This is a genomic window from Spirochaetota bacterium (assembly GCA_038043445.1).
Lineage (GTDB): Bacteria > Spirochaetota > Brachyspiria > Brachyspirales > JACRPF01 > JBBTBY01.
Window position 1 is genome coordinate 1 of sequence record JBBTBY010000010.1, and the last position, 25,037, is coordinate 25,037.

The window sequence follows — 25,037 nt, forward strand, 5'->3', positions numbered from 1 at the left end:
ATGCGCCGTTCAATTGATCGATGCCGACGCTCTTCATGTCCGTGTCGATGATGTGGAACCTGCCGAAGTCGTCGCCGAAGAAGAGATAGCCGTCCTTGTGTACGAGTTCCTTCACGCCGCTGTTCCGATAGCGGTAGGTGCCCGTGATGCCCCCGTCATCGAGCGAGAGCCGGTAGATGATGCCGTCGTCCGATGCCGCATAGAGCGACCCATTGACGATGAGCGGTGCTGCGGTCACGCGTCCGCTCGTACGCTGTACCCATTTCGTTTTTCCGGTACGCATGTTCATGCAGTAGATGCTCCCGCGTGCGGTGGCATAGAAGAGAAGACCGTTCTCATGGACGATGGGCGTTGAGATGCCGCCCTCCATCTGGATGAATTGATAATTGAAACGGTCCTCATCCTCGAGGTACTGGATGAGATATACCCGTCCGTCGTCGGACGGCACGAGGATGATGTTCACCTCGTCGCCGCCCTCTTTGGCATTATTGTTGTTCACGATGGGGAGCGCCGCTTGTGTGATGGGCCCGCCGGAGACGAACGTGAACGCCGATGTCCCGTCCTTGGCGCGGAGTATATGGAACACGCCGCTCTCGGTGCCGAACATCACGTGCCGTGCCCGATAGACGACCGGGCTTGTCACCCTGCCGGCGACGCGCGTCTGCCATAGCGCCTTGTTGCCGATGACGTCATAGGCGCATACCGTGCCGTTGGCGAGCGGTGCATAGACGATGCGCCTGTCCTTCGGGTCGTTGGCGAGCGGTGCAGCGAGCGCGGCAGGGAGCTGCGCAATGGCGATGACATGGAAATTCGGATTGAGGTCCTTCAACCGCTTGAGCGCCTCCTGCTTGAGTTCGTCATCGCGCACCGGTTTGCAGAGCGATACGCACTGCGTGAACTGCACGATGGCCCGATTGATATATTCCGCGACATCGGAAGCGAGTATCTGGCGCGACCGAAGCTCGTAAATGGCCCCGAGCGCGAAACGATAGAGCGGATTCTCCGGCGAAGCGGTCGCAAGCCGTTCGGCGATGGTGAACGATTCATCGATGCGTCCGAGATAGAAGAGCGCGCGTGCTTTATAAAAGAGCGTATCCTCGCTTGAGGCATCGATAAGGAGGGAATGGTTGAACGCTTCGAGCGCTTCCGCGGTGCGCCCCGCTTCGAGGAGTATGACGCCGTAATTCATGCGGTACACCGGGTTGCCGGGCTCAGCCATCACCGCTTTTTCCATGGCGGCTATCGCATCCGGATACTCCCACAGATGGTACAATGCGGCGCCGTAGTAGAACCAGTTCTCCGCGACGCCGTCGGTCCTGATAAGCGCCTCGAATTCCACGGCGGCGCGCGTATACTGCTCGAGTGCGAAGAAGCATCGTGCGGCCTTTCGGCGATACACGGGGTTGTCCGGCTCAATGCGCATCGCCTCTCGGTACGCCTTGAGCGCTTCAAGGGCATTGCCCGCGGATAGATGCGTATCGCCTGCCAATTCATGCCCGAGCCCTTTCTCGGGGGCAAGCTGCCGTATTTCATCAGCAATCGCGAGCGCGTTCGAGAAGTCCCCTTTCTCGCGGTAGGCGCGGGCGAGCGGGAGCAGGGGCGACGCATCGTAGGGGGTAAGCGAGAGGATCGTTCCGTAGGCGCGCACCGTGTTCGTCGTATCGCCGATATCTTCCGCGTCGCGCAGCGCCCGCCATGCTTCCGCTGCATGCATTTCGTTCAGGAGGAATCGTGCGTCATGGCAGTCATCGTCGGATGCGAGCGCTTTGAGGAGCGCTTCCTTTGCATCGCCCGCACGATTGTCCGCGAAGGCGGCGCGTCCCTTCTGGTACTGGGCACGTGCGACGGCTTTGGCAGGATCGAATGCCGCGTTCTTCTTCATGAGCGTCCCGACGTGTATCGCCGTATCATGATCCCCATACGCGATGATGTCGTCGAAATAGGCGGAGAGCAGAGCGGGGCGCATGCCGTCATTGATCATCCAGGCATCGACAATGCGCGCTATCTCGGCGTATTTTCGCTTCGCCACCGGCCAGCTCGTCTCGTTCGTACGGTGAAGTTCGAGAAATTTATTGGCGAAGTACATTATCTCCCGTGCGTTCAGGAGCGATATGCCGCTCTTGAGCCCTCGCATGAGGAATGCTATCGGTTCATCGATGCGTCCGAGCGCGTCGTACGCGAGGAGCATGTATCGGACACGGAGCGATTCCTCCTGTCCGGTATAATTCGTCGTCTGGAGCATGTCCATGGCCCGCTGCGGCGCTTTGTCGCGGATGAGCGTACGCGCCTTTTCAAGCTGCATGCGTATTGCCGCGCGTCGTGCGATATCGTTCATCGCCGCCCTGTCGGCGATAGCCTCTGCTTCGATCGCATAGCGCCCTGCCGCCGCAAGATCCCCTTTCCCGAACAGTATGCGCGCATAGGAGGCGAGCGAGCGAGCGCCGATGTTCGTGAAGAGAAGCGCCCTCTTGAAGGCGGCATCCGCTTCATCGTAATTTCCGGTCTGTATCAGATACTGCGAGAGCTCCACGTAGAGTTCCTGATCGGTGCGGCAATTGCGTGCACCCTCACGAAGTACATCCACGGCATCATTGGTGCGGCCGAAGCGCGCGTATACGCCCGCGAGCGTACGGTAGGGAATGGATACGCGCGGGGAAACGTTCGTCGCCTGCGTGAGGAAGAGAAAGGCGTTGGTGAGGTCGCCCGCGCGCGCGGCGGACAATCCGCTCAGCATGAAGGCGCGGTATTCCGGTACGAGTGATACCGCCTTGCCCCCCAGTTCCATCACCTTCGCGTCATTGCCGCGCTCGTAGTTCGCTTCCATGAGCGCAAGGAGCCAGTCATATTTCGTTCTGACAATGCGTGCGGCGAGACGCTCTTTGGCCGCCGGGATACGTGCATCGTTCATCTTGAACTTCTCGAGTATCGACTGTGCACGTTCGAAGCTTGCCAGAGCGGATGCGTAGTCGTTGCTCCTGAGGGCGATGATGCCCTTGCCTTCGATGCAGTACGGGTCATCGTTCGTGGCGCCTTTTTCGAAGTAGCGTTCCGCCCCGGGGAGTTCGCCGAGGGAGAGGAAGAGCATGCCGGCTTTTGCAAGGAAATACCCCGAGATGAGCTCGATGTGGTATGCGGTCAGATATGCCTGAATGCTGCGGTCGAATTCATTGAAGCGCACATATGCGTCCGCAAGCATCTCGTAGTTCGGGAGGTAACGGTTGTCGTAATCGATGCCTTTCTGCGCGTAGTTCAATGCGCGATAATGGTCGCCGCTCGCCGCGTATGCTTCGGAAAGGATGCGATAGGTGAACGGATGATTGGCGTATACGGCGTGCGCCTCTTCGCATATGCGTATGGCGGCGGCGGTATTGCCGGAGGCGAGCGCTGTCCGTGCCTTCTCGAGGATAGCGGTAAGTTCACGCGTGCGGTTCGTTTCGTCCGCGATGAGGGCATGCTTCTTCGTCGGCCCGGGAACGATTATCGATTCCACGGAGCGATAGTATTCGCCGGCGAGCGGGAGGGCGACGAGCATGATGATGAGCTTTACCGGAGATACACCCATAGGTTGAGGCCCGCCTCCAGATTGAAATTATAATCGACCTTCATCGGTATCGTCCCGATCTCGGAACGGTGAATAAAGAGGTTCGCTGCCGCGAAAAGCTCAAGGGTTATCGTGTTCGCGACGAGCATGAGATCGATATCGACGGGGACGCGTATCGCATAGCCCGGGAAATAGGTGAAATTCGTGCCGGCTGCTGCGGTGACCGACGGATAGTAATGGATGAAGCCGATGCTCATGCCGAGCGCGGTCGGCAGGGAGAGGATATCCAATGATCGTGCGAAATGTGCGCCGATGCGCGCGCCCTCTATCGATATCATATCGAACCTGCCGTAGGCGGCCGAGGCTACCGATCGATAGGAGAAGCTGTACTCGAGGTAGAGGTCGGAGAATACCGACGACGGTACGCCGAAATACATGAAGCGCAATCCGAGCTCTGCACCCGTGCATATCGACCGGGGATCGAACGCCTGCAGCCCGCCGATAAGCACGCCGCCCCCAATGCCGAACGCCCACGGCTGTTTTGCGTCATTGGTGTCGGCCCGGCGCCTGTCCTGCATCGGCTGGAACGCCGCACTGCCGCTCCCGTTCGTCGGAACGAATTCGGAATTCGCCCCCGTGAGCGCGATGCCGGCGGTGATGAACGCTAATATCGTTCGTGTGATGGATATCCGCACGGAATTCATTGTATTCTATGTAACAGAAAACGCAACAAAGTGTGAAAACGACTATTGCGCAAAAAACGGGCGGTAGTATAATACCGGCCACTGAGTCTGAACATGTTTTACCCTTTTAAATTCAAGCCCATCCTCAAGGAAAAGATATGGGGCGGGAACGCCCTTGCTGGGGATTACGGCAAAGCGTTCGATCCGTCCATGAAGATAGGGGAGAGCTGGGAGGTCTCGACGGTGCCCGAGGATGAGAGCATGGTATCGAACGGGCAGCTCGCCGGGGAGAGTCTTGAGGACCTTATCGTCGAATACAAAGAGCTTATCGTCGGCGAACGAGTGTTCAAAGAGCATAAGTATGAATTCCCTCTTCTGATAAAGTTCCTTGATGCTACCGAGAAGCTATCGGTGCAGGTGCATCCTGCCAACAAGTACGCGCGCGCGCACGGGCAGCGTTTCGGGAAGACCGAGATGTGGTTCATACTCTCGGCGGCCGAGCATGCGAAGCTTATCGTCGGACTGAAGCCGGGGACGACGAAGGATGAGCTCGTACAAGCGCTCGGTGATAAGACGATAACCACGGTGCTCAACTATCTGCCGGTGAAGGCCGGCGATGTCATCTATCTGCCCGCGGGGCGCGTGCATGCGATCCTGGAAGGCATCGTACTCGCCGAGATACAGCAGACGTCCGATCTTACCTATCGCCTCTATGACTGGGACCGCGTCGATGATGCGGGCCATCTGCGCGAACTGCATATACCCGAATCGCTTGAGAACATCAACTTCAATGATACCGAGCCTGTCATGCTTGCGAAGACATTTTCAGCGCAAACCGGGTTTGAGACTGCCTCCGTCATTGCCAACGATTATTTTTCCGTGGAGGAGATACATAACAGCGGCGTACGTTCGAAGTACGAGGCGATCACCGCGATGAAAGAGAGCTTTGAGATACTCATGGCGGTCGGCGGCGAGGGGAACATATTGCATCCGAAGGGGATGGAACCCTTCGCCAAGGGCGAAACGCTTCTGCTCCCCGCCGCGCTCGGGGAATACACGGTCAAGGGCAGGATCGATTTCCTCAGGATACGAGCATAACGGCGCTTTCGCTAGGCCGTTCTCCCCGAAAGAACATTCTTAATACGCTCGATGTCCTCCGCGACATGCGTTTTTTCGCGCATCATCGCGATGATGGTGTGCCGCGCATGCACGACCGATGAGTGATCGCGGTTGAATTCCGCGCCGATCTCCGTGGTCGATCGATTGGAGAGCGTGAGGGCGAGATAGACCGCCAGATGACGCGCATAGGAAACGGTGCGTGTACGGTCCTTCCCGAGTATGACATCGGCGGGCACGGAGAGCACCTTTGCGACCGCGCGAAGAACGTCCTTGGGGGACGCCGCCGCAATGCCGCTCGTGGTGCAGTAGTCATTGAAGACGCCGGCATCGATGCACTCCTCGAGCGAGAGCGTAACGTTCATGAGATCGCGCCGTGCGATATACGACTTGAGCGCGCCCTCTATCTTACGCACATCGGTCGATATGTTCTGCGCGAGATATTCTATGATGGAGCCGTCGATGTCGGTAGAAAGCTCATCAAGCTTTGTCCTGATGATGGCAAGCCGCGTCTCATAGAGCGGCGGTTCGATGCGTCCGATGACGTTCTTCTCGAAACGGTTGCGCAGCCGTTCGTCGAGGTTTTCAAGTTCTTTGGGCGGACGGTCGCTCACGAACACCATCTGCCGGCCGTGCTGCTCGAGCGTCTGATAGATCTCAAAAAGCTCCTTCGATGTCTGCACCGCCTTCTGCAGCTGCTGGATATCGTCGAGGAGGAGTATGTCGGGCGTGGAGTATTTTTTCCTGAAACGATTGGCGTTCCTGCTGTTGAGACTGTCGACGAATTCGGTGAGGAAGGCACCGCCCCCGATGTATATCACTTTTTTCGCGGGATCGTTCGCGATGATGTAGTTGCCGATGGCTTGCAGGAGATGCGTTTTTCCGAGGCCCACGCCGCCGTGGAAGAAGAACGGATTGTCTTGCGTGCCCGGTGACTTCGCAACGCGCATCGCCACCGCGACGACATAATCATTGTTCTTGCCGCTGATATAGTTGTCGAACGTGTAGTGTTCGTTCAAGCTCGAGCGATGACGTTTTTTTTCGATATCCGTGGTGCCGAAAAGATCGTGCTGCACGTCCGCCGCGGGTACGAGCGATGGATCGACGAGGAAGGTGAGCGCAATATCGCGTCCCGATCGTTCTTTGAGAAGGGACTGCATGCGGGGCAGGAGGTTCTTCTTTATGTAATTGATAGCGAAATCGCCCGAAACGCCTACGGTGATGCCGTTGTCCATCTCGCCGCGGTATGCGCATTGATTGAGGATGCCGACGGCCGCGCCGTCACTGGTCGATTTCAGCGAATCGACCGCCGATGTCCATGCTTCTTTGAGCACGCGCCGCCCCGCGCTTACCGCTTCCGTTTCGCGTTGGACTTCCCGCGCCTGTGTTTGGCAAGATGACGGTAGACGAAGTAGGCGACCGCCGCCATGAGGACCACGATGACGACGATATCGACGACCTTGCTGTAGCGCATGACGAGTTCCCAGTTCTTCTTGAGCGTAAAGCCAGCCCAGGCGAGGAACATGTTCCACATCGTCGCCCCGATGATCGTGAAGATGCCGAAACGTACGATGTTCATTCGCGCGATGCCTGCCGGGAGCGATATCAGATGCCGTACGATGGGTATGAAACGGCAGATGAATATCGTAATCTCGCCGAAGCGCGCAAAGAAGCGTTCGGTGAAGGTAAGGTCGTCCTTGTCGAGAAGGAAGTATTTCCCGAACTTGTTGATGAAGGGCTTGCCGCCGTATGCGCCGATATAATAGGAGATGAACGAGCCTGCGATGCTGCCGAGGGTGCTCGCAACGAGCACTCCCCACCAGGTGAATTTCCCGGCGGCGATATTGAAGCCGGCGAACGGCATGACCGCTTCGCTCGGTATGGGGAATATCATGCTTTCCATCGTCATGAGGATGAAAACGCTCACATACCCTGTCTTTTCTATGAACGCAGTGATATAGGTGGCGAGGAATTCCGTAAGTCCCATGGTGAAAGCTCCCAATGTTGTTTTTTCGCTCTGTAAGACGCAGGGCGTCGATTCTATACAGAACCGCCGTTTTGTCAAGAAGCACGTGGAGGTGAGTGTGCATCAACAGAGGCGTTCGCTTGCTTGACAAATCAATGAAAATATCGTATTTTACCCACCGAACGCCGCTTTCGGGGTTATCCCGGCGGCAAAATCACCTCATGCGAGGAGTCGTTATGAAATGGTATGCCGAACCGACGTACGTGAAGCTCGTCTGGGCTGCACTGTTCGAACTCGCGAAGCGCAACAGCGATGAGGGCGAGGATGATCTCGAGGAAGATGAGGACGAGGATGAGGAAGACGAGGATTTTGAGGATGATGAGGATATTGCGGACGACGAAATAGAGGACGAGGAATTTGACGACGAAGAATTCGATGACGAAGAATTCGACGACGAAGAATTCGACGACGAAGAATTCGATGACGAAGAATTCGATGACGATATCGAAGAGGATGACGAGGCGGACGAGGAAGATGACGAAGCTGATGATGATTTCGAGGACGATGAGAAATAGATCACGGACCGTTCAGTGAGCCGCATTGCCCTCCGGATGGGCGGTATTGATTCATCCGGCATACGCAAGGTATTCAATCTCGCTCAGCATATCAAGGACCCGATAAATCTTTCCATAGGACAGCCGGACTTCGATGTCCCGGAAAGCGTCAAGCATGATATGATCTCCGCCATTCAGGGCGGCTTCAACAAATATACGCTTACGCAGGGTGATGCGGACCTGCGCAGAGGCATTTCATCGCTCCCGCGTTATCGCCGTTCACCGTACTGCGGGAAATACAATGAAGATAATGTCATGATCACGAGCGGTGTCTCCGGCGGCATCCTTCTTGCTTTTGCGGTGCTGCTGAACCCCGGCGATGAAGTGCTCATTCCCGACCCCTACTTTGTCATGTATCCGCACCTTGCCCGCTTTTTCGGCGCGGTGCCGAAGTTCATCGATACCTACCCGGATTTTCGCATCACGGAAGAGAAGCTGACCGCGGCGTATACGCCGAAAGCGAAGCTCATTGTCGTCAATTCACCGTCCAATCCCACCGGCGCGGTCAGTACGGAGGCCGATGCCGCGGTCATCCGTGCGTTCGCGAAGAAACACGGTCTTATCATCATCTCCGACGAAATATATGACGCGTTCGTGTATGACGGCGCGTTCGCGAGCATCGCCGATCTTCACGAAGAGACGATAGTGCTGAACGGCTTTTCCAAGAACCTCGCCATGACGGGGCTTCGCATCGGCTATGCGATGGGACCCGCGGACATCATCGCCGAGATGATAAAACTCCAGCAGTACACCTTCGTCTGCGCGCCGTCGATCGCACAGAAGGGCGTTCTTAAGCATCTTGACTACGATTTCAAGCCGATCTGCGATACCTATCGCCGCAAGCGCGACATCATCTACGACGGGCTTTCCAATAAATTCTCGCTTGCACGGCCGATGGGCGCGTTCTATGCGTTCCCGGGGCTCAGGAACGGGGAGACCGGTTCGCAATTCGTACAGCGTGCTATCGACAAAAAAGTTCTTATTATACCCGGCAATGTGTTTTCTGCACGAGACACCAATTTTCGTCTCTCCTTCGCCGCCGATGATGCGGTACTGAAAGAGGGCGTACGCATACTGACATCGCTTGTGTGAGGGGTTATGGACGAACGAAGGAATGACAGGAATAACGGCAATAGTAACGACAGGAATGACCGCGGCGGCCGCGGCAATTTCAACAATGACCGCAATCGCGGTCGGCGTCGGCGCCATCGCGACAGGCGCGGCGGCCGGCGGCGGGAACGCTCGCTCGACGAACTTGAGCGCGAATATGTGAATCGCCTGCGCAATGACGGCGTCGAGAAGCCCATATGCGCCCTCTGCGAGAAACCGATAATCGTCCTTAATCAGGCGATACGCCACCGGGAATCGGGAAAACCCGCTCATTTCGACTGCATCGTGCGTATGCTCCGCGAAACGATGCGCCCCGGTCCCCAGGAAAAGATCGCGTATCTCGGCGGGGGCAGTTTCGGCGTCATCGAAGAACGTAATCAGCACGGGCGTATACGCTTCACTGTACGCGAACGCCTGCAGTATGAGGAGCGCAAACGGCGCATTGAGCGGGATGCGCCCGACGCTGCAGGAGATGCGGCAGGCACGTCAGAAAGCGCTGCGAAAAGCACTGCTGCAGGTGCGGCAGGTAACACGGCAGGCGTTGCCCCAAGCGCTGCATCAAGTTCAAGTGATACATCCAGTAATGGGCCAAGTAATGCACCAAGTGATGCACATGGTAATGCACCAAGTGCTGGCGAAGTGAAAGAGGCTTGATAGTCCGGTGGGGGAGCGAGCGATGAAACATGCGCCGGCGTTGCCGCGTGATTTTCTGTTCTCTGCGGTCAATTGCGGTCTGAAAAAAGAAGGCCCCGATCTTGCGCTTATCACATCGAAGTATCCCGCGTACGCGGCGGCGGTGTTCACCACCAATCGTGTACAGGCGGCGCCGATACTCCTCTGCAAACGTCATATCGGGAACCGTATCGCGGGTGTCGTCATCAACAGCAAGAATGCGAATGCGGTGACCGGGCCTGAAGGTGACAGGAATGCGCTGAGAACGGCTTCTCTTCTTGCGAAAAAGCTCAAGGTGAAACCGGGGAACATACTTGTTGCGTCGACCGGTGTCATCGGCCGGCAGCTCCCGATGAGAAAGATAGAAGCGGGCATAGACGCCGCATTTCCGCTCCTTGCCCCGAGCGAGAACAATGCCCCGAAAGCGATAATGACCACCGACAAATTCGAGAAGAAGGCGTATCGTCAGGTGACCATCGACGGGACGGAAATACGCATTTTTGCGATGGCAAAGGGTGCGGGCATGATACATCCGAACATGGCGACCATGCTTGTATTTATAACGACGGATGCAGCCATCGTTCCCACGGTACAGCGCCGCATCCTTCTCGATGCGGTCAATGCGACGTTCAACCGGATATCCGTTGACGGGGATACATCGACCAATGACATGGTGCTCATGCTCGCCAATGGGCGCGCCGGCAATAAGCCCGTCCGGTCGGGTGCGGCAGAGCGCCTGCTCGCGAGGGCGGTACGGGAATTGTGCGAGGAAATTGGCGTTCTCATCGTCAAGGACGGCGAGGGCGCTACCAAGGTCATCAAGATAACCGTCAAGGGTGCTCGGGACCGCGCAAGCGCGACCGCGATTGCACGGACGGTGGCTACATCGAATCTTACGAAAACGGCGTTCTACGGTGCGGACGCGAATTGGGGGCGCATCCTTGCCGCGGCAGGGCGCGCCGGCGTCGCGTTCAATGCCTATCGGGCTACGCTCACGCTCAACGGCATAACGATATACAGGCGCGGGCGCATCCTCACTGATGAAACGGAAGAGCTCGATCTGCTCATGAAAAAACCGATGCAGGATGTCGTGCTCGATTGCGGTCTCGGCAAGGGCAAGGATTCGTACTGGTTCTCCGACCTTACGCATGAGTACGTAACGGTTAACGCCGATTACCGTACATGAGATTAAAGTTCTCTTCGCCGTGTGACGATAATGATGATACACAACGTGGTAACGACTACCCTCTACGTACCACACACTACAATAAACCGGTTCGAGTATCCCACGAATCGGTTTATTTATTTTAAAGGGGCGGGGAAAATTCCATGCTGATCGGCATCGGTATCGACATCGTCGATAATGAGCGGATGCGCCGCAATATGAAGAATATGCGGTTCCTCAAGCGCGTGTTCACGGCGGGGGAGCTTTCGTATTTCCGTGCGAAGGCCAATGCGTATCAGAGCGTTGCCGCATCGTTCGCGGCCAAAGAGGCGTTCTTCAAGGCGCTCGGGACGGGGATACTTTCGGCCGGGCTTGCCGTGCGGGATATCGGGATCGCGCGGGAGAAGGGCGGGCGGCCGTATATCGAAGCGAGCGAACGTGTGCTGAAATACATAAAGAGAACGTTCGGGGCATCGAGCGTACGTATCCATATTTCCATAGCGCACGAAAAGGCGTATTCAGTAGCGGTAGCGGTGATAGAGAGCGCTACACGAAGGTGATAAGCAGGTGTGAATCGCCCGTATCGGCGATGCTTACGGTGGCATGTACCGCCGAGGCGAGTATATGTATCACTTCGCCCTCGCCGATATCGACTATCTCTTCCTCGATGATATAGCGCATTTTCCCGCGTAATACGATGGCTATCTCCTGCGACGGGTGCACGTGGTAGGGGACAAGCTGATTGGGTTTGTGCTCGACGCCGTACACGGTATATCCCTTGCCGAAGAGCACGGGAAGAAGCTCGGCGACATTGCGCTCACAGGAGAATTCATCCTCGATGGTCGTGATCGTATAGGTCTCGGCATCCATACACAGAATATCGACGTCTGAAGGCGTAAATTTGAGGCGTTGCTCTAGCGGATAAACATTACTCCTTCGATTTCCGATAATCATAGTACGGGCCATCTCTTGGAGGAAGTACCTTGCTGCGAGCGAATATCAACCTGTCAGGGCGCGTCCAGGGCGTCGGTTTCCGCTATTTCATCATGGAGACAGCCAAGGAAATGGTGCTCGACGGCGAGGTGTGGAACAATTATGACGGTACGGTCGCTATCGATGTGATATGCCCGAACCGTGAGATACTCGAGCAATTCCTCTCGCGTGTGAAGAAGGGGCCGGCGCTTTCCGCGGTGACCGAGTTGAGCATTACCGTGCGCCCGTCCGACCCTCCGCTGAAGGAAGGTTTCTCTATCCGTCAGTAACGGACAGCTTATGTTCCATCCATCGATACTACTTCTTCTGTGTACGCTGCCCTTGGCCGCCGCTTCCTATACCGTCCGTAAAGGCGATACGCTCTACGGCATCGCCCAGAAGTCGAATATCTCCATCGATACGCTCTGCAGGATGAACCGCATCGATGTGAAGCATTATACGCTGAAACGCGGCATGCGGCTTGCCATTCCCGATGCAGCGAAGAAGACCTCGCCGCCGAAGGCCGTTGTGTCAAAGCCGGCGAGCGTTCCTGCCGGGAGCGGTCTATTCCTCTGGCCGTACCGGGGATCGGTGGTGCGCGGGTATGGGCTTTCGGAGAATGTCATGAACACGGGAATAGACATACGCGGTAATTTCGGCGACCCGGTCATGAGCGCGCGCGCGGGGGTCGTCGAGTACGTCGGCACCATGCGCGGCTACGGCACCGTCGTTATCCTCAAGCACGAGAACGATTATAACTCCATCTACGCGCATCTCTCCGAGTCGGCCGTGAAGAAAGGCGATGCCGTCGCGGGGAATGCCGTCATCGGTAAGCTCGGCATGAGCGGATTTACCGATGCGCCGGAACTGCATTTCAAGATATGCGTCAAGGGGAAGCCGAAGAATCCGCTTACGATACTGCCGAAAGGGTGAATTAGAAACGTACTATCGTCGATCCCCAAGTGAATCCGCCGCCGAACGCGACGAGCGCGACCACGGAGCCTTTCCTGACGATGCCCCGCTCGATGGCTTCGTTGAGCGCAAGGCCGATGGATGCCGCTGAGGTATTGCCGTAGCGTTCGAGGTTCGTGTACATCTTCGCCATGTCCACTTCGAGGAAACGCGCCACCGATTGTATGATGCGCATATTCGCCTGATGCGGGATGATAAGGTCGATATCCATTGGCGTGAGTTTCGCCGATTCCATCGCCTTGGTGACGGCCATTTCCATGGCGCCGACTGCCGCTTTCATGACGGAGCCGCCGCTCATCTTCATGTAATGCATGCGCTCGGCGACGCTTTTCTCGCTCGCCGGATTGAGCGATCCGCCGCCCGGCATGAAGAGAAGATCGCCGTATTTCCCGTCGCCGCCGATATAGCTTGCGAGTATCCTGCTGTCGTCGACGGCGGCTTCCACCACGACAGCGCCGGCACCGTCCCCGAAGAGCACGCAGGTGTTGCGGTCCTGCCAGTCGGTTATCTTCGAGAGTGTTTCCGGCGCTATGACGAGCACGCGTTCTGCACGCCCGATGCGTATGAACTGCTCGGCGATGGTGATGCCGTAGATGAGCCCCGAGCAGGCCGCCTCGATATCGTAGCACCACGCGTTCACCGCGCCGATGGCCTCTTGCACGATGGTGGCGGTGGCCGGATAGATATAGTCCGGGGTTATCGTCGCGACTATTATCATGTCGAGGGCGGAAGCCTGTACGCCGGCATGTGCGAGGGCTTTTTTTGCCGCTTCGATACCGAGCGTTGAGGAGGGAACATCATCGGCGGCGATATGCCGCTCGCGTATGCCGGTGCGCGTGGTTATCCATTCGTCGGTGGTATCGACCATTTTTTCAAGATCGGCATTGGTGAGCACTTTCTCAGGCGCATAGGCGCCGACACCGCTTATGCGTACGGGGCGTGTTGTCATCATTTCCCTTTTGCGCAGCCGTAGCGGATAAGGTTCTCGACGATGTGGTCGTTGACCCTGCTTTCGACGAAACGTATCGTTGCGAGCACGGCGTTGCGTACTGCGGCAGCGCTCGATTTTCCATGGCCTATCATGCTGCATCCGTTCACACCGATAAGGGGCGCGCCGCCGTAGGAGTCGGATGACATATTGCGTTTTATCTCTTTGAGCACGTTCTTCATGAGAAGCGCGCCGAGCATCGCGACGGGCGACCGCTTTACGCCATTTTTTATCATATGCATGACGCCCTTGCCGAGTCCTTCATACGCTTTGAGCGCGATGTTGCCGGTAAAGCCGTCGGCGACGACGACGTCCGCATGATCGAAGAATATCTGCGTCGGCTCAAGATTACCGATGAAATTGAACGGTATCGTCTTCAGTTTTTCGTATGTCTCTTTATAGAACACGTTCCCCTTGGAATCTTCCTCGCCGATATTGAGGAGCGATACACGCGGTTTTTCTATGCCCCAGGCGAATTTCGAATAGGCCTCGCCCATGACGGCGAACTGCACGAGATAGTCCGGTGTGCAGTCGGCGTTCGCGCCGAGGTCGAGGAAGGCTGCGAAACGGTTCTTATCAAGCTGGGGGAAGGGTACGGTTATCGCGGGGCGATAGACGCCGGAGAGGCGGCCCAATTCCATGAGCGCAGCGGCGAGCGTTGCACCGGTGTTCCCGGGCGACCAGCAGCCGTCAGCCTTGCCTTCTGCGACGAGGCGATTGGCCACCATGACCGATGCGTTCTTCTTTTCCTTGATGGCCGTTGCCGGGGATTCATCCATGCCTATGACGCTGTCGGTATGTTCGATGGTGAAACGCGAGGCATCGCACTTCTCTTTCGCGAGCGCCGATTCGATCTGTGCGCCGTTGCCGACGAGAATAAGGTGGACGTTCGGAACAGTATTGACGGTAGCAATGCAGCCATGAACCATTTCATGAAGCGGGTTCTCGGCGCTGGCAACATCGATTGCGACTTTCATTCGTTAGCTCCCCGTGCCGGACTATGCAGTTACGATTGTTTCGGGCGCTCTTTTTTCTCGCGCGGAGCGGCGACGACCCTATCCTTGTAGTAGCCGCAGCTCGGGCAGATACGATGAGAGAGCTTCTCAAAGCCGCATTGCGGGCAAAGGGAGAGGTCGGATATCGAGCGCTTCTCGTTGACAGCGCGCTGCATCCGCGTTTTTGACTTCGATTTACGGTGTTTCGGGAGGGCCATGCTGGTATCCTTGCTATGATAATACGATCACAATATGCGTATTCCGGGCGAACTGCCCGTCAACGGAGAAGGTAATATATAGTGAACATTCGCTTTTGTCAACGCGAGGAACAGTTGTTTTTACTCTGATTTTTAGTATAGTAAAGCGGCATATATGACCGAATTCTACGATAAAGATGTTGCCGAGCGCCTGCGTGCGCATACAAGCGGCCTTTCCAAGCGATACCACATCATCGCCTGCCATGTGCTCTGGCGCGAGTTCTGCCAGGTGGCCGCTTCCTCACCGAACACATTCACCTTCGATCTGCTCGAGCAGGGTCTGCATAATTCCCCTGACGACCTGCGTGCGGCGGTGCAGGCTGCCGTGGACAGGTCGCCGCCCTGCGATGCAGTGCTCCTCGGTTACGGGCTCTGCTCCATGGGGATAGTCGGCATCATGGCGCGCACCGCCCCCGTCGTCTGTGTCAGGGCGCATGACTGCATCACCTTCCTCCTCGGTTCCAAGGAGCGCTATCAGCGCTATTTCAACGAACACCCGGGCACTTATTGGTATTCACCGGGGTGGATAGATGACACCCCCATGCCGGGAAAGGGGCGGTCGGACGCCATCGCCGCCGCGTACGCGGAAAAATACGGCGCGGAGAATGCCGCGTATCTCATGGAGATAGAGCAGGGATGGATGAAAAAGTACACCAATGCCGCCTATGTCGACATCGGTTCCGGGGATGGCGCCGCCTATAAGGAATACACGAAGATATGCGCGTCCTACCTGGGATGGGACTTCGACGATCTCGCCGGGGATGCCTCGCTCATGAAACGTTTTGTCGACGGTGCATGGGGCGACGACGACTTCTGCATCGTCAGCCCCGGGGAACGTATTGTCGCCACGCACGATGCGCTCATTATCGGGACGGAAAAGACGCCGTAGGGCGGCCCGAAGCGGCTATTTGCGTTCCTTATCATACATGCCGCAGCCGATGAGGATCTCGGTTTTGCCGACGCGTTCTATATAGGACGCTTTCGGATCGATTTTGCCGGTGACCTTATTGTTCCAGAGATATTTGATCCAGCCCGAGCCGGACTTCTTCGCGAGAGCGATCATCTCTTTCACGAACGGATAGCCATTGTTGTCCTTCATATCGGCCAGGTCGCTGCCGACGAGGGACGGTTTTCCGCCGTTGGCGCGCGAGAAGCCGTTGAAGTCGAGCGCGAAGAGATACAGATCGCGGTCGATGAACATGCCGTTTGTCCTGGTCATCTCAGTAAGCGCCTTCTCGACGCCTACCTTGTCGATATAGGCCATGCCTTTCTTGACCATGGCGATGGCTTCTTCCCTGGTGCCGAATTTTGCGTCCGCCGCGATAAGCGATAGCGCAGAGATCACTGCAAGAAAAATGAATGCTTTCTTCATGGGATACCTCCGTTGTGACCGTAGTATATCGTTATTGAATTCTGATGTCAAATGATTTCTTTGCGTCAGCCGCGCAGCGCATCAGCGTGCCATCACCGACGCTGCTGTGCTCCCGCTGAAGAGTACCTCGAATTTCCCGAATTTCCAGACTTCATTCGTCTTTCCTGCGTTGACGATACTGAGCGCCTTGCCTTCGGCTATCGGGCTTTCCGCCAGGAACTTCACTTCCTGCTTCGTCATGCCCGCCCTCGGGGTGAAGGCGAGGAGCGCGTCGATGATGTCCGCGGCGCGGTTCGTCGCATCTGCGGCATATCGCGCGATCGCAGCAAGCGGTCGTTCAAATCCGTCGGCCGATGCATAACGGCTTTTACGTATTGTCGGATAGTGCTCCGCAGCATCGCCGAAGCGCAGGGCATCGCGGGTGAGCTGGTCGAAGGCCGGTGCGTCGAAGTATGTCATCGGTGAGCATATGTCGTTCCAGTAGATGGGCATGACGGCGAGGAGCACTTTCGTGCCGGCAGTTGACAGCCAGGGAGTGTCTCGCGTAAAGGAGTATGCATCGAACATGAGGAGCTGCGAAAGCTCGCGCGGGGCGTTGCGCGCTATTTCGTTGGTCACGAACACGGCTATGTCCATCGCTCCTTTTTTTCTGCAGAGATCGGCCATGAGCGGGACCGTCCTTGTCTCGCGCATTTTTCGGATGTCGGCTTCTTTCATGCTGTCGCCGAACTCAAGGTATATCTTCTCTATCGCATAGTCGATGGAGAGCGCCTGGCGCTCCGGCTTTGTCGGCAATGGCCGGGGCGCACGTCTGAGGAACGGTACAAGTCGTTCATGCATTGAGGCGGCGGGCTTTACCGCGCGAAGCCGCCGATCGACGAGCATGATATCGAGTGCGCGCATGAACGCGTCGCGGAGTGACGGATAATTCGTCAGAAGCGTTTCGCCGCCATCGAAGTTCGTCAGAACGCGAAGCACGGCTATTCCTTCGTTGCGCTGCACGGCGGGGGCTATCTCGGCGAGCGTGAGCACCGTATCGAGGGGCATGGTATCGAAGAGCCAGTCGTCCGAGTACGGCGGGGTGAACATGGCCTTGGGGAGCGACTTGAGCGAGGGGATCTCATCGAATTCGATGAGACCGAACGCATATTTATTGACGACGGCCTCGGGCGGTGCATAACGGCTGCGGGCGGCCTGCTGGCGCTCACGGAATACCGTGCTCGATCGTATCGCATCGATGACGGGCGAGTTGGCGGCGTACATGGCTTTGAGCTCGCGACCATTCACCGGGGTGTTGCGGGATATGAGTATCGATACGACCGCCATGTGGCCGCCGAGCGAGGCATAGTAGAGCGGCCCCCAGCCGTTCATGTCGGTCATGCCGAGGTCGGGCAGTTCGTCCGTGAGGAGTTTGACGAGCGCCTCGTCGCCGTCGCGCGATGCGAACATGAGCGCCGTCATGCCGTTCAGGTCCTGTGCATTGATGTCGGCGTCTTTCTCGAGGAGGAGCAGCGCCATGTCCCGGCCCCCGTTCAGTACCGCATGCATGAGCGGCGTCATCCCGTCGAGGCTCGGTGTGTTCACGATATATGACAGCGCATTGAACGCGCCGGCCGATGCCTCCGATATTATCATGGAAACGGCTGCAGCATTCGCGTTCTCGGCGGCGTAGAGGAGTGCGGTGCCCCCCTGCTTATTGCGTGCCTGAAGATCGGCGCCTGAGCGAAGGATCACGGATATGGTCTCGAGATTGTTCTTTACGGAAGAGACCGCTTTTTCCTTCGCCGCGGCGTCGGTCGCGGTGACCTGCTTTTCCGTAGCGCAGGCATACATGAGCGGCGTCCAGAGGTCCGTGTTGCGGACGTTCACATCGGCTCCCTCGGCGAGGAGCATTTTCACCATTTCAGCATTGTTGTTCATTGCCGCGTACATGAGGGCGGATCGGTCATCGTCATTGAGCGCATCAACCTCGACGCCTTTGCGGATAAGATACTGCGCTGTCGGGATATCGTTGTTGATCGCGGAATACATGAGCGTGGTGAAGCGCTCCGGCGTTTTTTCCTTGAGATTGGCGCCCGATGCGGCGAGGAATTCAAGTGCGGCGAGGCTCGGATTGCCGGCGGCTTTCATCGGTCCCCGGGGCCGGCCGATGGCCACGCGCTTCGATGCTTTTTTATCGTTCGCGCACAGGAACATGACGGCCGACCATCCGTCCGCATCCTTCGCGTGCACGTTCGCGCCGGATGCGACGAGGTGCTTCATTGCGGCGAGTTCCTTGTTCATCGCCGCGTACATGAGCGCCGTCCGCCCGTCGAAGCGTACATCGTTCACACCGCTCTGTGCGAGCGCTGCCTTGAGCTCAGGCACGGCACCGCAGGCGGCATAGGCCATGGCGAGCGTCATGCCCTTGTTTGCCTTCGGGCTCGTATCCGCGCCCTTGGCGATGAGCGCGGTGATATAATCCTTCTTTCCGAACGCGACCGCGTACATGAGCGCGGAAAATCCATCGCTGTCTCTGGTGTTCGGGTTCGCATTGCGCGCAATGGCCTCATCTATCGCCTTGACATCGCCGCGGTCGAAGGCGGAAAGCAGGTCGTCATTGACGTCCGCGGTGAGAGAAAGAGCGCACAGCGCGCCAAGACAGAGAAAGGTGATCATCCCGCGCATGCCGTACTCCTCGGGGCTATTACGAGGGATAGTATATGCTATGCGCGGCCTTGCCGTCAACTGGTCCGGTATACTTGCGTTGCCCTCCGGCGTGGTCCCGGATCTCGATATTCAGCAGTACTTCAGTATCACATGCGGTGCGATAGTACCGAGCGGCAGTATGGAATCGACACCGCCGAGCTTTATCGCCTCTTTGGGCATGCCGAAAACGACGCATGAATCCTCGTCCTGCGCTATTGTATATGCGCCGCCGTCCTTCATCTCCTTCATGCCGCGTGCCCCGTCGTCCCCCATGCCGGTCATGATGATGCCGACCGCGTTCGCCCCCGCATAGCGGGCGGCCGAGCGGAAGAGCACATCCACCGACGGACGGTGGCGATTGACGAGCGGGCCTTCCTTGACCTCCACATAATAGCGCGCCCCGCTGCGCTTAAGGAGCATATGCTTGTTCCCCGGCGCGATGAGCGCGTGGCTCCTCAGAACGGTATCGCCGTCCTCGGCCTCTTTCACATTTATCCTGCAGAGCTCGTTCAACCGGTTCGCGAACGATTTGGTGAAATTCTCGGGCATGTGCTGTACGATGACGATGCCCGGCGTATCGAGGGGGAGCGCCTCGAGAAATGTCCGAAGCGCCTCCGTGCCGCCGGTGGACGCCCCTACGGCGATGACCTTTTCGGTCGTCTGCACCATCGCATGCGAACGCGACTTGGCGAGAATGACATCGGCGGACAGCTTCGGTGTGATGTCCGGTGTCATCCTGAGCTTTTTGAGCTGCGCGCGGGCGGCCGCTTTCACCGCATCGGTTATCGTCGCCTTCGATTCCTCAAGGAACTGTTTCGTGCCGAGCTTGGGTTTGGTGATGATGTCCACTGCGCCGAATTCCACCGCTCGTATCGCGGTGAGCGAGCCTTCATCGGTAAGACTTGAGCAGACGACGACGGGTATGGGGTGCTGCGACATTATCTTCTTGAGGAAGGTAAGTCCGTCCATGCGGGGCATTTCGATGTCGAGCGTTATGACATCGGGGACCTCATCGCGTATCTTGTCCGCGGCGATGAACGGGTCTGCAGCCGCCGCCATCACCTCCAGTTCCGGATCGGAGGAAATGAGCTCTTCCATTGTCTGCCTGACGACGGCGCTGTCGTCGACGATAAGAACACGGATCTTTTTCTCCATACACGAATCCTTCCGCTGTCAGTCTATCACGACCTTGCTTTCTGCGAGCTCGCGGGCGCCCTTTGAGAGCATTTTCACGAAGGCATCGCCGGTAGCGGCATCAAGTATCACCTTGCGTCCCTGCGTGCCGCCGAGGTCGCGCGCACGTACCGGCATCATCTCCCGGGCGATTATTATCTCAAAAACTTCGGCGTTGCGCTTCCCCACCGAGACGGTGCCGGAATTCCTGCCCATGGTGCTTGCGCCGCCGAACACCTTGATCTCGATATCGTCGTTCGAGAGTCCGGCGTTCTTGAATTTTTCGAGCATCATATAAAAAAGGAAGGTGACGCAATTCGCCTGATGCGCCCCGCCGTAATTGGTGCTTGCATGATGATTGCAGTGCGGAAGCATGGCATGGAGCATGCCTGCCATCGGTGTGTTCTTCGCGTACATGCATATTGCAAGACAGGATCCGACGACGGTCACTATCTTTTCAGGCTTGTCGGTAACGTGGTACTCGCCGATACCGATGTATCGGGTCGGAGTGCCGTCGATCGATCTGAATTCGTTCATAGCTGCACCTTCTGGTAAACGGTAGAGACGACCGCTTTCATTATCGGGTGTGGGCCGAGTATCGTTTCCGAGTGTCCGAGAATGAGATATCCGCCCGGGCGCAGATTTTCCGCGAGTCGTGCAATGATACGCCCCTGATTTTCCTTGTCGAAATAGATGAGCACATTGCGGCAGAAAATGATGTCCATGAGCGACCCAACGGCATACTCCTCGTCCATGAGATTGATGGCGCGGAAGCGCACCTGCGCGCGCAGCACCGGGGCGATGCGCACCAAGTGGGACTTGTCGCCGCTGCCCCTGAAGAGATACGCCTTGCGGAACATCTCGGGAATCGGCTTCGTCAGATGTTCATGATACACTGCGCGCAATGCTTTGGCAAGCGCCGGTTCGGAGATGTCGCTGCCGAGTATCGTGTAGCGGTATGCCGGGAGCGATTTTCCGTAATCGTCAAGGACCATGGCGAGTGTATAGGGCTCCTCGCCCGTGGAACAGGCGGCGCTCCACAGATCGAGCGGACGGTTCACGCCGATTCCACGCGCTGCGAATTCCGGCAATATCTTCGAGCGAAGCGTTTCATAATGGGATGGTTCGCGGAAAAAATCAGTTTTATGCGTCGATACGAGATCGCTGAAATACGGCAATTCCTTTTCGTGTCCCGAAGCGCTGAAAAGATAATCGCAGTACTCGTCGAAGGATGAGAACGAGAGCGCCCTGAGCCTTTTGGCGAGCCGGCCCTCGAGCAATGTCTTTTTGATCGCAGGCATCTTGATGCCGAATTCGGTCTCAATGAAAGCGGCAAAGCGTCCCCGGACCTCCTCCGACATCTTTATCTGTGTGATACCGCTTTCCATATATCGATCTCCAAGCATGATAACAGCGGACGTTCCGATGCGGGCACGCAAACGCGTGTTGGGGGAGACCGCCGGTAAGTAAATAGGGGGTGAGGCAGGAGTGTGCCAGCGGTCACCGCATCGGAGAACGTCCATGATGTTCCCCGTTTATCCGTAGATCAGTATTTCTTGAACTCGGAATCCTCCTCGTCGCCGGGATTCGTCATGTCGATGTGCACCCCTTTTCGTTCGGGATGATAGATCGTGGGGGACTGCGGCTCCGGTTTTTTCGGCGAGAGATTCGTTCCTTTCGGTTTCTCCGGCGAGATGTTCTTTCCCGGTGCGACGTGATGCTCGAGCGCTGCCCGTCCCATTGCCGGTCCGCTCACCCGATGCCGAACCTTCCACTCCGTCTGTTCCGCATCGCTTAACTGGAAAAACCCTATGATGTCCTGCATCTGTATCGACTGCGACGAGAGTTCTTCGGCGGTCGATGCCACTTCCTCGGCGGCAGATGCGTTCTGCTGCACCACTCCGTTCAACTGCTGTATAGCGCTGTTGATCTGCTGTACCGAGCCGCCGATCTGTGTTGTGGAGCTGCTCAGCTGCTGCACCTCGGTGTTGATGCGGCGTACGGCGTCGTTGATCTGCTTTGCCCCATTGTTCTGTTCCGCGCTCGCCGTGCTTATCTCGGCGACGAGTTCGGCCGTCTTCTGAATGTCCGGCACAAGTTTCAGGAAGAGCTGCCCCGCATTCTCGGCCACATCGACGCTCGTTTTTGAGAGATTTTCTATTTCGGCGGCTGCGCGCTGACTTCTATCGGCGAGCTTCTGCACCTCGCTCGCGACGACCGCGAAGCCCTTGCCGTGTTCACCCGCCCGCGCCGCTTCTATCGACGCGTTGAGCGAGAGGAGGTTCGTCTGCCGGGCGATCTCCTGAATGATACGCACCTTGTCGGATATTTCCTTCATCGACCGGACGGTGGCGGTCATCGCCGCTCCACCCGTCTGCGCGTCCCCGGCGGCTTTTTTGGCAATCGCTTCCGTTTGACGTGCGTTCTCCGCGTTCTTCTGAATCGTCGATGTCATCTGATTGATCGATGACGAGGCGTCCTGCATGGAAGTGGATACTTCTTCCACGCTCGAAGACATCTCTTCGATGGCGGAGGCCACTTCTTCCATGGACGACGATATTTCTTCCACGCTCGCCGCCTGTTCGCTCGCGCCCTGCGAAAACTCTTCGCTTGAGCTGCTCAGCTGTTCGCTGCCGCCGGAGACGTTCGTCGCCGCCGATGTTATCGTTGAAACGATCTCCTTCAGCTTTTCAGCCATCGCATACATCGATGCATAAAGGCCGATCTTTTTTCTGTCCTCATCGAATTGCAGGCGAAGATCGCCCTGCGCGATTTTTCCGGCGATCTGTGCCATTTCATCGGGTTCGCCCCCGAGCGGATTGGTGACGGCGCGCGTAATGACCACCGCAATGATGATAGCGGCGATAAGCGCGCATCCGGTCAATATGAATATCACCAGAAGTACGGTCGCCGTCATCGAGACGATCTTCTGTGCGTTCGCCGACACTTCGGCACTCTGCTGCTTCTGCAGTTTCCTGACATCGTCGGCCATGGCGAGGGATGCCGCATCGAATTCCGTCATCACGGCGTTGCCGGCTTTGATGCCTTTTTCCATATACGCGTCGGCCATCCGTTTGCCGATCTCATAGAATGTGGTGAACTCCTTTTCGAGCGCGTCCGCACTGGTGAGACCGTCGCGGTCGTTCTCCCGATCGTACATGTCGCGGAACTTCTTCAATCCCGCATGAAATTCCTTCGCGTGCGCATCGGCGTCCGCCAGGGCATCTTTCGATTTCGTCAGCGAGGCGTCGGTGAAAAACTGCTGCACCTGCACCGAATGGTACACCATCTCGTCCGCGAGCAGGGCATAGGGCAGACTTTCCGCGCTCACCTGAGTCGCATTGGCGCGTACCCGGGACAACTGTATCGCTGCTACCGCCGCGATGGCGACCATGAGCAGCACGATGGACCCGAATCCGATGCCGAGTTTCGATCCTGTTTTAATTTTCATAGCGTTTTTCCTTGATTGCGCGCAGGATGTCCGTTCTGCGCTCAATCCTACTCACCGGACGATAACGAATCGTTTGACGACGCTTCCTTTGCGAATGCGAGTTCCTTTTCCGAAAAGACCTTATCGGCGCTGAGTATGATGATGAAATCGTCTCCCTTCTTGCCGATGGCCTCGATGTATTCGCCGCTCACGTTCATCCCCACTTTCGGCGGCGCCTCTATCTGCGAAGCGTCAAGGCGTATGACCTCATGCACGCTGTCCACGAGCGAGCCGATGGTTATCGTATCCCCGTCGAACGACGCCTCGACGATGATTATCGCCGTGTCGACCGTACGGTCTTTCGCGGTTATCTCGAATTTAAGCCTGAGATCGACCACCGGGACGACGCTTCCGCGGAGATTGATCACCCCCGGCATGAAGTCGGGCGTGCGCGGTACCTTGGTGATCTTCGCCACCTCGAGTACTTCCTTTACCTTCAGTACCTCGAACGCGAACATTTCGCGGTCGAGCATGAACGTGAGATATTGTTTTGAATCGATGGCCGCTTGTTTTTTTGTTTCCATGGGTCTCTCCTTACTTCCGCCCTGTGCTCACGATGTTTTCATATCGTGTGCTGCTTTCGACCGATTCTTCCGGCGCCGTCAGCACCCGTTCCTGTCCCGGCCGCTCCAGCGATGCGTGTTCTTTGAGCGCGAACGGCCGTTTCGTACGCGCGATCATGTTCTTTTTCGTTCCGGGATGATGCTGCGCATGCAGGGATGCGGCACTCGTCGTGAAGAACGCGATCGTGTCTGTCAGCTGCTCCGCCTGCGATGAAAGTTCCTCTGCGGTCGATGCCACTTCTTCCGATCCGGCGGCGGTATTCTGCGCGGCACTGCTCACGCGGTCCACTTCGGATGACACCTGCTGTACGACGGTATTTATCTGCTGCACCGCATTGTTGATCTGTTCCGCCCCGTTACTCTGCTCGGAACTTGCAGCGCTTATTTCCGCCACGAGCTCGGCTGTCTTCTGGATGTCCGGGACCAGCCTGTCGAGCATGTCGCCTGCCTTTTCAGCGACCGCAACGCTTTGCTTCGATAGTTCGCCTATCTCCCCTGCGGCCCGCTGGCTTCTGTCGGCGAGTTTCTGCACTTCGCTCGCGACGACGGCGAACCCTCTGCCGTGTTCGCCCGCCCGTGCAGCCTCGATGGACGCATTGAGGGAGAGCAGGTTCGTTTGGCGTGCGATCTCCTGGATTATCATCACCTTGTCCGCTATCTTCTTCATTGCGGCGACCGTTTCGCTGACGGCGGTGGGGGG

Annotated in this window: 25 protein-coding genes; 9 read left to right on the forward strand and 16 right to left on the reverse strand. The window is 57.2% G+C overall.

The window, feature by feature from the left end; translation table 11 throughout:
* On the reverse strand, positions 1-3,562 hold a 3,562-nt coding region (locus AABZ39_01480; protein MEK6793418.1), incomplete at its 3' end, for a tetratricopeptide repeat protein.
* Positions 3,544-4,236, reverse strand: a complete 693-nt coding sequence (locus tag AABZ39_01485) for a hypothetical protein (GenBank protein ID MEK6793419.1) — start codon at positions 4,234-4,236, stop codon at positions 3,544-3,546. The genes AABZ39_01485 and AABZ39_01480, both read right to left, overlap by 19 nt.
* Before the next feature lie 102 nt (positions 4,237-4,338).
* On the opposite strand from AABZ39_01485, the gene AABZ39_01490 reads away from it, so the two are divergent.
* Entirely contained in the window at positions 4,339-5,322 is a 984-nt protein-coding gene (locus tag AABZ39_01490; protein ID MEK6793420.1) for a type I phosphomannose isomerase catalytic subunit, read from the forward strand.
* Between the two features lie 11 nt (positions 5,323-5,333).
* Here the strand turns inward: AABZ39_01490 and dnaA are convergent, their stop codons facing one another.
* Positions 5,334-6,674 carry a chromosomal replication initiator protein DnaA gene (gene dnaA, locus AABZ39_01495; GenBank protein MEK6793421.1) on the reverse strand — a complete coding sequence of 447 codons (1,341 nt, stop codon included), beginning with the start codon at positions 6,672-6,674 and terminating at the stop codon, positions 5,334-5,336.
* Positions 6,675-6,688: 14 nt separating this feature from the next.
* Entirely contained in the window at positions 6,689-7,327 is a 639-nt protein-coding gene (locus AABZ39_01500) for a DedA family protein (GenBank protein MEK6793422.1), read from the reverse strand.
* Between the two features lie 215 nt (positions 7,328-7,542).
* Here AABZ39_01500 and AABZ39_01505 point away from each other — a divergent pair, with 215 nt between their 5' ends.
* The 5 genes from AABZ39_01505 to acpS all read left to right on the forward strand — a co-directional run bounded on the left by AABZ39_01505 (position 7,543) and on the right by acpS (position 11,427).
* Positions 7,543-7,881, forward strand: a complete 339-nt coding sequence (locus AABZ39_01505) for a hypothetical protein (GenBank protein MEK6793423.1) — start codon at positions 7,543-7,545, stop codon at positions 7,879-7,881.
* 15 nt (positions 7,882-7,896) lie between these two features.
* A complete protein-coding gene (locus AABZ39_01510) occupies positions 7,897-9,012 on the forward strand; it encodes an aminotransferase class I/II-fold pyridoxal phosphate-dependent enzyme (GenBank protein ID MEK6793424.1) in 1,116 nt (371 codons plus the stop codon).
* 6 nt (positions 9,013-9,018) lie between these two features.
* Positions 9,019-9,684, forward strand: a complete 666-nt coding sequence (locus AABZ39_01515; protein ID MEK6793425.1) for a hypothetical protein — start codon at positions 9,019-9,021, stop codon at positions 9,682-9,684.
* A 22-nt stretch (positions 9,685-9,706) separates the two neighbouring features.
* Positions 9,707-10,888 (forward strand): bifunctional glutamate N-acetyltransferase/amino-acid acetyltransferase ArgJ, encoded by a 1,182-nt coding sequence (gene argJ, locus AABZ39_01520; GenBank protein MEK6793426.1) that lies wholly within the window; start codon positions 9,707-9,709, stop codon positions 10,886-10,888.
* A 143-nt stretch (positions 10,889-11,031) separates the two neighbouring features.
* Positions 11,032-11,427 carry a holo-ACP synthase gene (acpS, locus tag AABZ39_01525; GenBank protein ID MEK6793427.1) on the forward strand — a complete coding sequence of 132 codons (396 nt, stop codon included), beginning with the start codon at positions 11,032-11,034 and terminating at the stop codon, positions 11,425-11,427.
* Here acpS and AABZ39_01530 read toward each other — a convergent pair.
* Positions 11,414-11,737, reverse strand: a complete 324-nt coding sequence (locus tag AABZ39_01530; protein MEK6793428.1) for a cupin domain-containing protein — start codon at positions 11,735-11,737, stop codon at positions 11,414-11,416. The genes acpS and AABZ39_01530 overlap by 14 nt on opposite strands.
* 113 nt (positions 11,738-11,850) lie before the next feature.
* Between AABZ39_01530 and AABZ39_01535 the strand changes: the two genes are divergently transcribed.
* Positions 11,851-12,129, forward strand: a complete 279-nt coding sequence (locus AABZ39_01535; protein ID MEK6793429.1) for an acylphosphatase — start codon at positions 11,851-11,853, stop codon at positions 12,127-12,129.
* Between the two features lie 10 nt (positions 12,130-12,139).
* Positions 12,140-12,772, forward strand: coding sequence for a LysM peptidoglycan-binding domain-containing M23 family metallopeptidase (locus AABZ39_01540; protein ID MEK6793430.1), 633 nt, complete (start codon positions 12,140-12,142; stop codon positions 12,770-12,772).
* A gap of 1 nt (position 12,773) precedes the next feature.
* On the opposite strand, the gene AABZ39_01545 is transcribed toward AABZ39_01540, so the two are convergent.
* The 3 genes from AABZ39_01545 to rpmF are packed head-to-tail and all read right to left on the reverse strand — an operon-like array spanning position 12,774 to position 15,012.
* The gene (locus AABZ39_01545; GenBank protein ID MEK6793431.1) at positions 12,774-13,763 is read right to left on the reverse strand and encodes a beta-ketoacyl-ACP synthase III; all 990 of its coding nucleotides are present in this window, start codon (positions 13,761-13,763) and stop codon (positions 12,774-12,776) included.
* Complete coding sequence (gene plsX / locus AABZ39_01550) at positions 13,760-14,776, reverse strand: phosphate acyltransferase PlsX (GenBank protein ID MEK6793432.1); 1,017 nt, start codon at positions 14,774-14,776, stop codon at positions 13,760-13,762. The genes AABZ39_01545 and plsX overlap by 4 nt, the downstream gene beginning before the upstream one ends.
* A 29-nt stretch (positions 14,777-14,805) precedes the next feature.
* Positions 14,806-15,012 carry a 50S ribosomal protein L32 gene (gene rpmF / locus AABZ39_01555; protein MEK6793433.1) on the reverse strand — a complete coding sequence of 69 codons (207 nt, stop codon included), beginning with the start codon at positions 15,010-15,012 and terminating at the stop codon, positions 14,806-14,808.
* A gap of 154 nt (positions 15,013-15,166) precedes the next feature.
* Between rpmF and AABZ39_01560 the strand changes: the two genes are divergently transcribed.
* A complete protein-coding gene (locus tag AABZ39_01560) occupies positions 15,167-15,940 on the forward strand; it encodes a DUF1638 domain-containing protein (GenBank protein MEK6793434.1) in 774 nt (257 codons plus the stop codon).
* Positions 15,941-15,955: 15 nt separating this feature from the next.
* Here the strand turns inward: AABZ39_01560 and AABZ39_01565 are convergent, their stop codons facing one another.
* From AABZ39_01565 to AABZ39_01600, 8 genes are all read right to left on the reverse strand, one after another.
* Positions 15,956-16,423 (reverse strand): cache domain-containing protein, encoded by a 468-nt coding sequence (locus AABZ39_01565; GenBank protein MEK6793435.1) that lies wholly within the window; start codon positions 16,421-16,423, stop codon positions 15,956-15,958.
* Positions 16,424-16,504: 81 nt separating this feature from the next.
* The gene (locus AABZ39_01570; protein ID MEK6793436.1) at positions 16,505-19,090 is read right to left on the reverse strand and encodes an ankyrin repeat domain-containing protein; all 2,586 of its coding nucleotides are present in this window, start codon (positions 19,088-19,090) and stop codon (positions 16,505-16,507) included.
* A gap of 111 nt (positions 19,091-19,201) precedes the next feature.
* Entirely contained in the window at positions 19,202-20,266 is a 1,065-nt protein-coding gene (locus AABZ39_01575) for a chemotaxis response regulator protein-glutamate methylesterase (GenBank protein ID MEK6793437.1), read from the reverse strand.
* A gap of 18 nt (positions 20,267-20,284) precedes the next feature.
* On the reverse strand, positions 20,285-20,821 hold the full coding sequence (locus AABZ39_01580) for a chemotaxis protein CheD (protein MEK6793438.1): 537 nt from the start codon (positions 20,819-20,821) through the stop codon (positions 20,285-20,287).
* Positions 20,818-21,672 carry a CheR family methyltransferase gene (locus tag AABZ39_01585; protein MEK6793439.1) on the reverse strand — a complete coding sequence of 285 codons (855 nt, stop codon included), beginning with the start codon at positions 21,670-21,672 and terminating at the stop codon, positions 20,818-20,820. The genes AABZ39_01580 and AABZ39_01585 overlap by 4 nt, the downstream gene beginning before the upstream one ends.
* Before the next feature lie 158 nt (positions 21,673-21,830).
* The gene (locus AABZ39_01590) at positions 21,831-23,735 is read right to left on the reverse strand and encodes a methyl-accepting chemotaxis protein (protein ID MEK6793440.1); all 1,905 of its coding nucleotides are present in this window, start codon (positions 23,733-23,735) and stop codon (positions 21,831-21,833) included.
* 47 nt (positions 23,736-23,782) lie between these two features.
* On the reverse strand, positions 23,783-24,298 hold the full coding sequence (locus AABZ39_01595) for a chemotaxis protein CheW (protein ID MEK6793441.1): 516 nt from the start codon (positions 24,296-24,298) through the stop codon (positions 23,783-23,785).
* A gap of 10 nt (positions 24,299-24,308) precedes the next feature.
* On the reverse strand, positions 24,309-25,037 hold a 729-nt coding region (locus AABZ39_01600), incomplete at its 5' end, for a methyl-accepting chemotaxis protein (GenBank protein MEK6793442.1).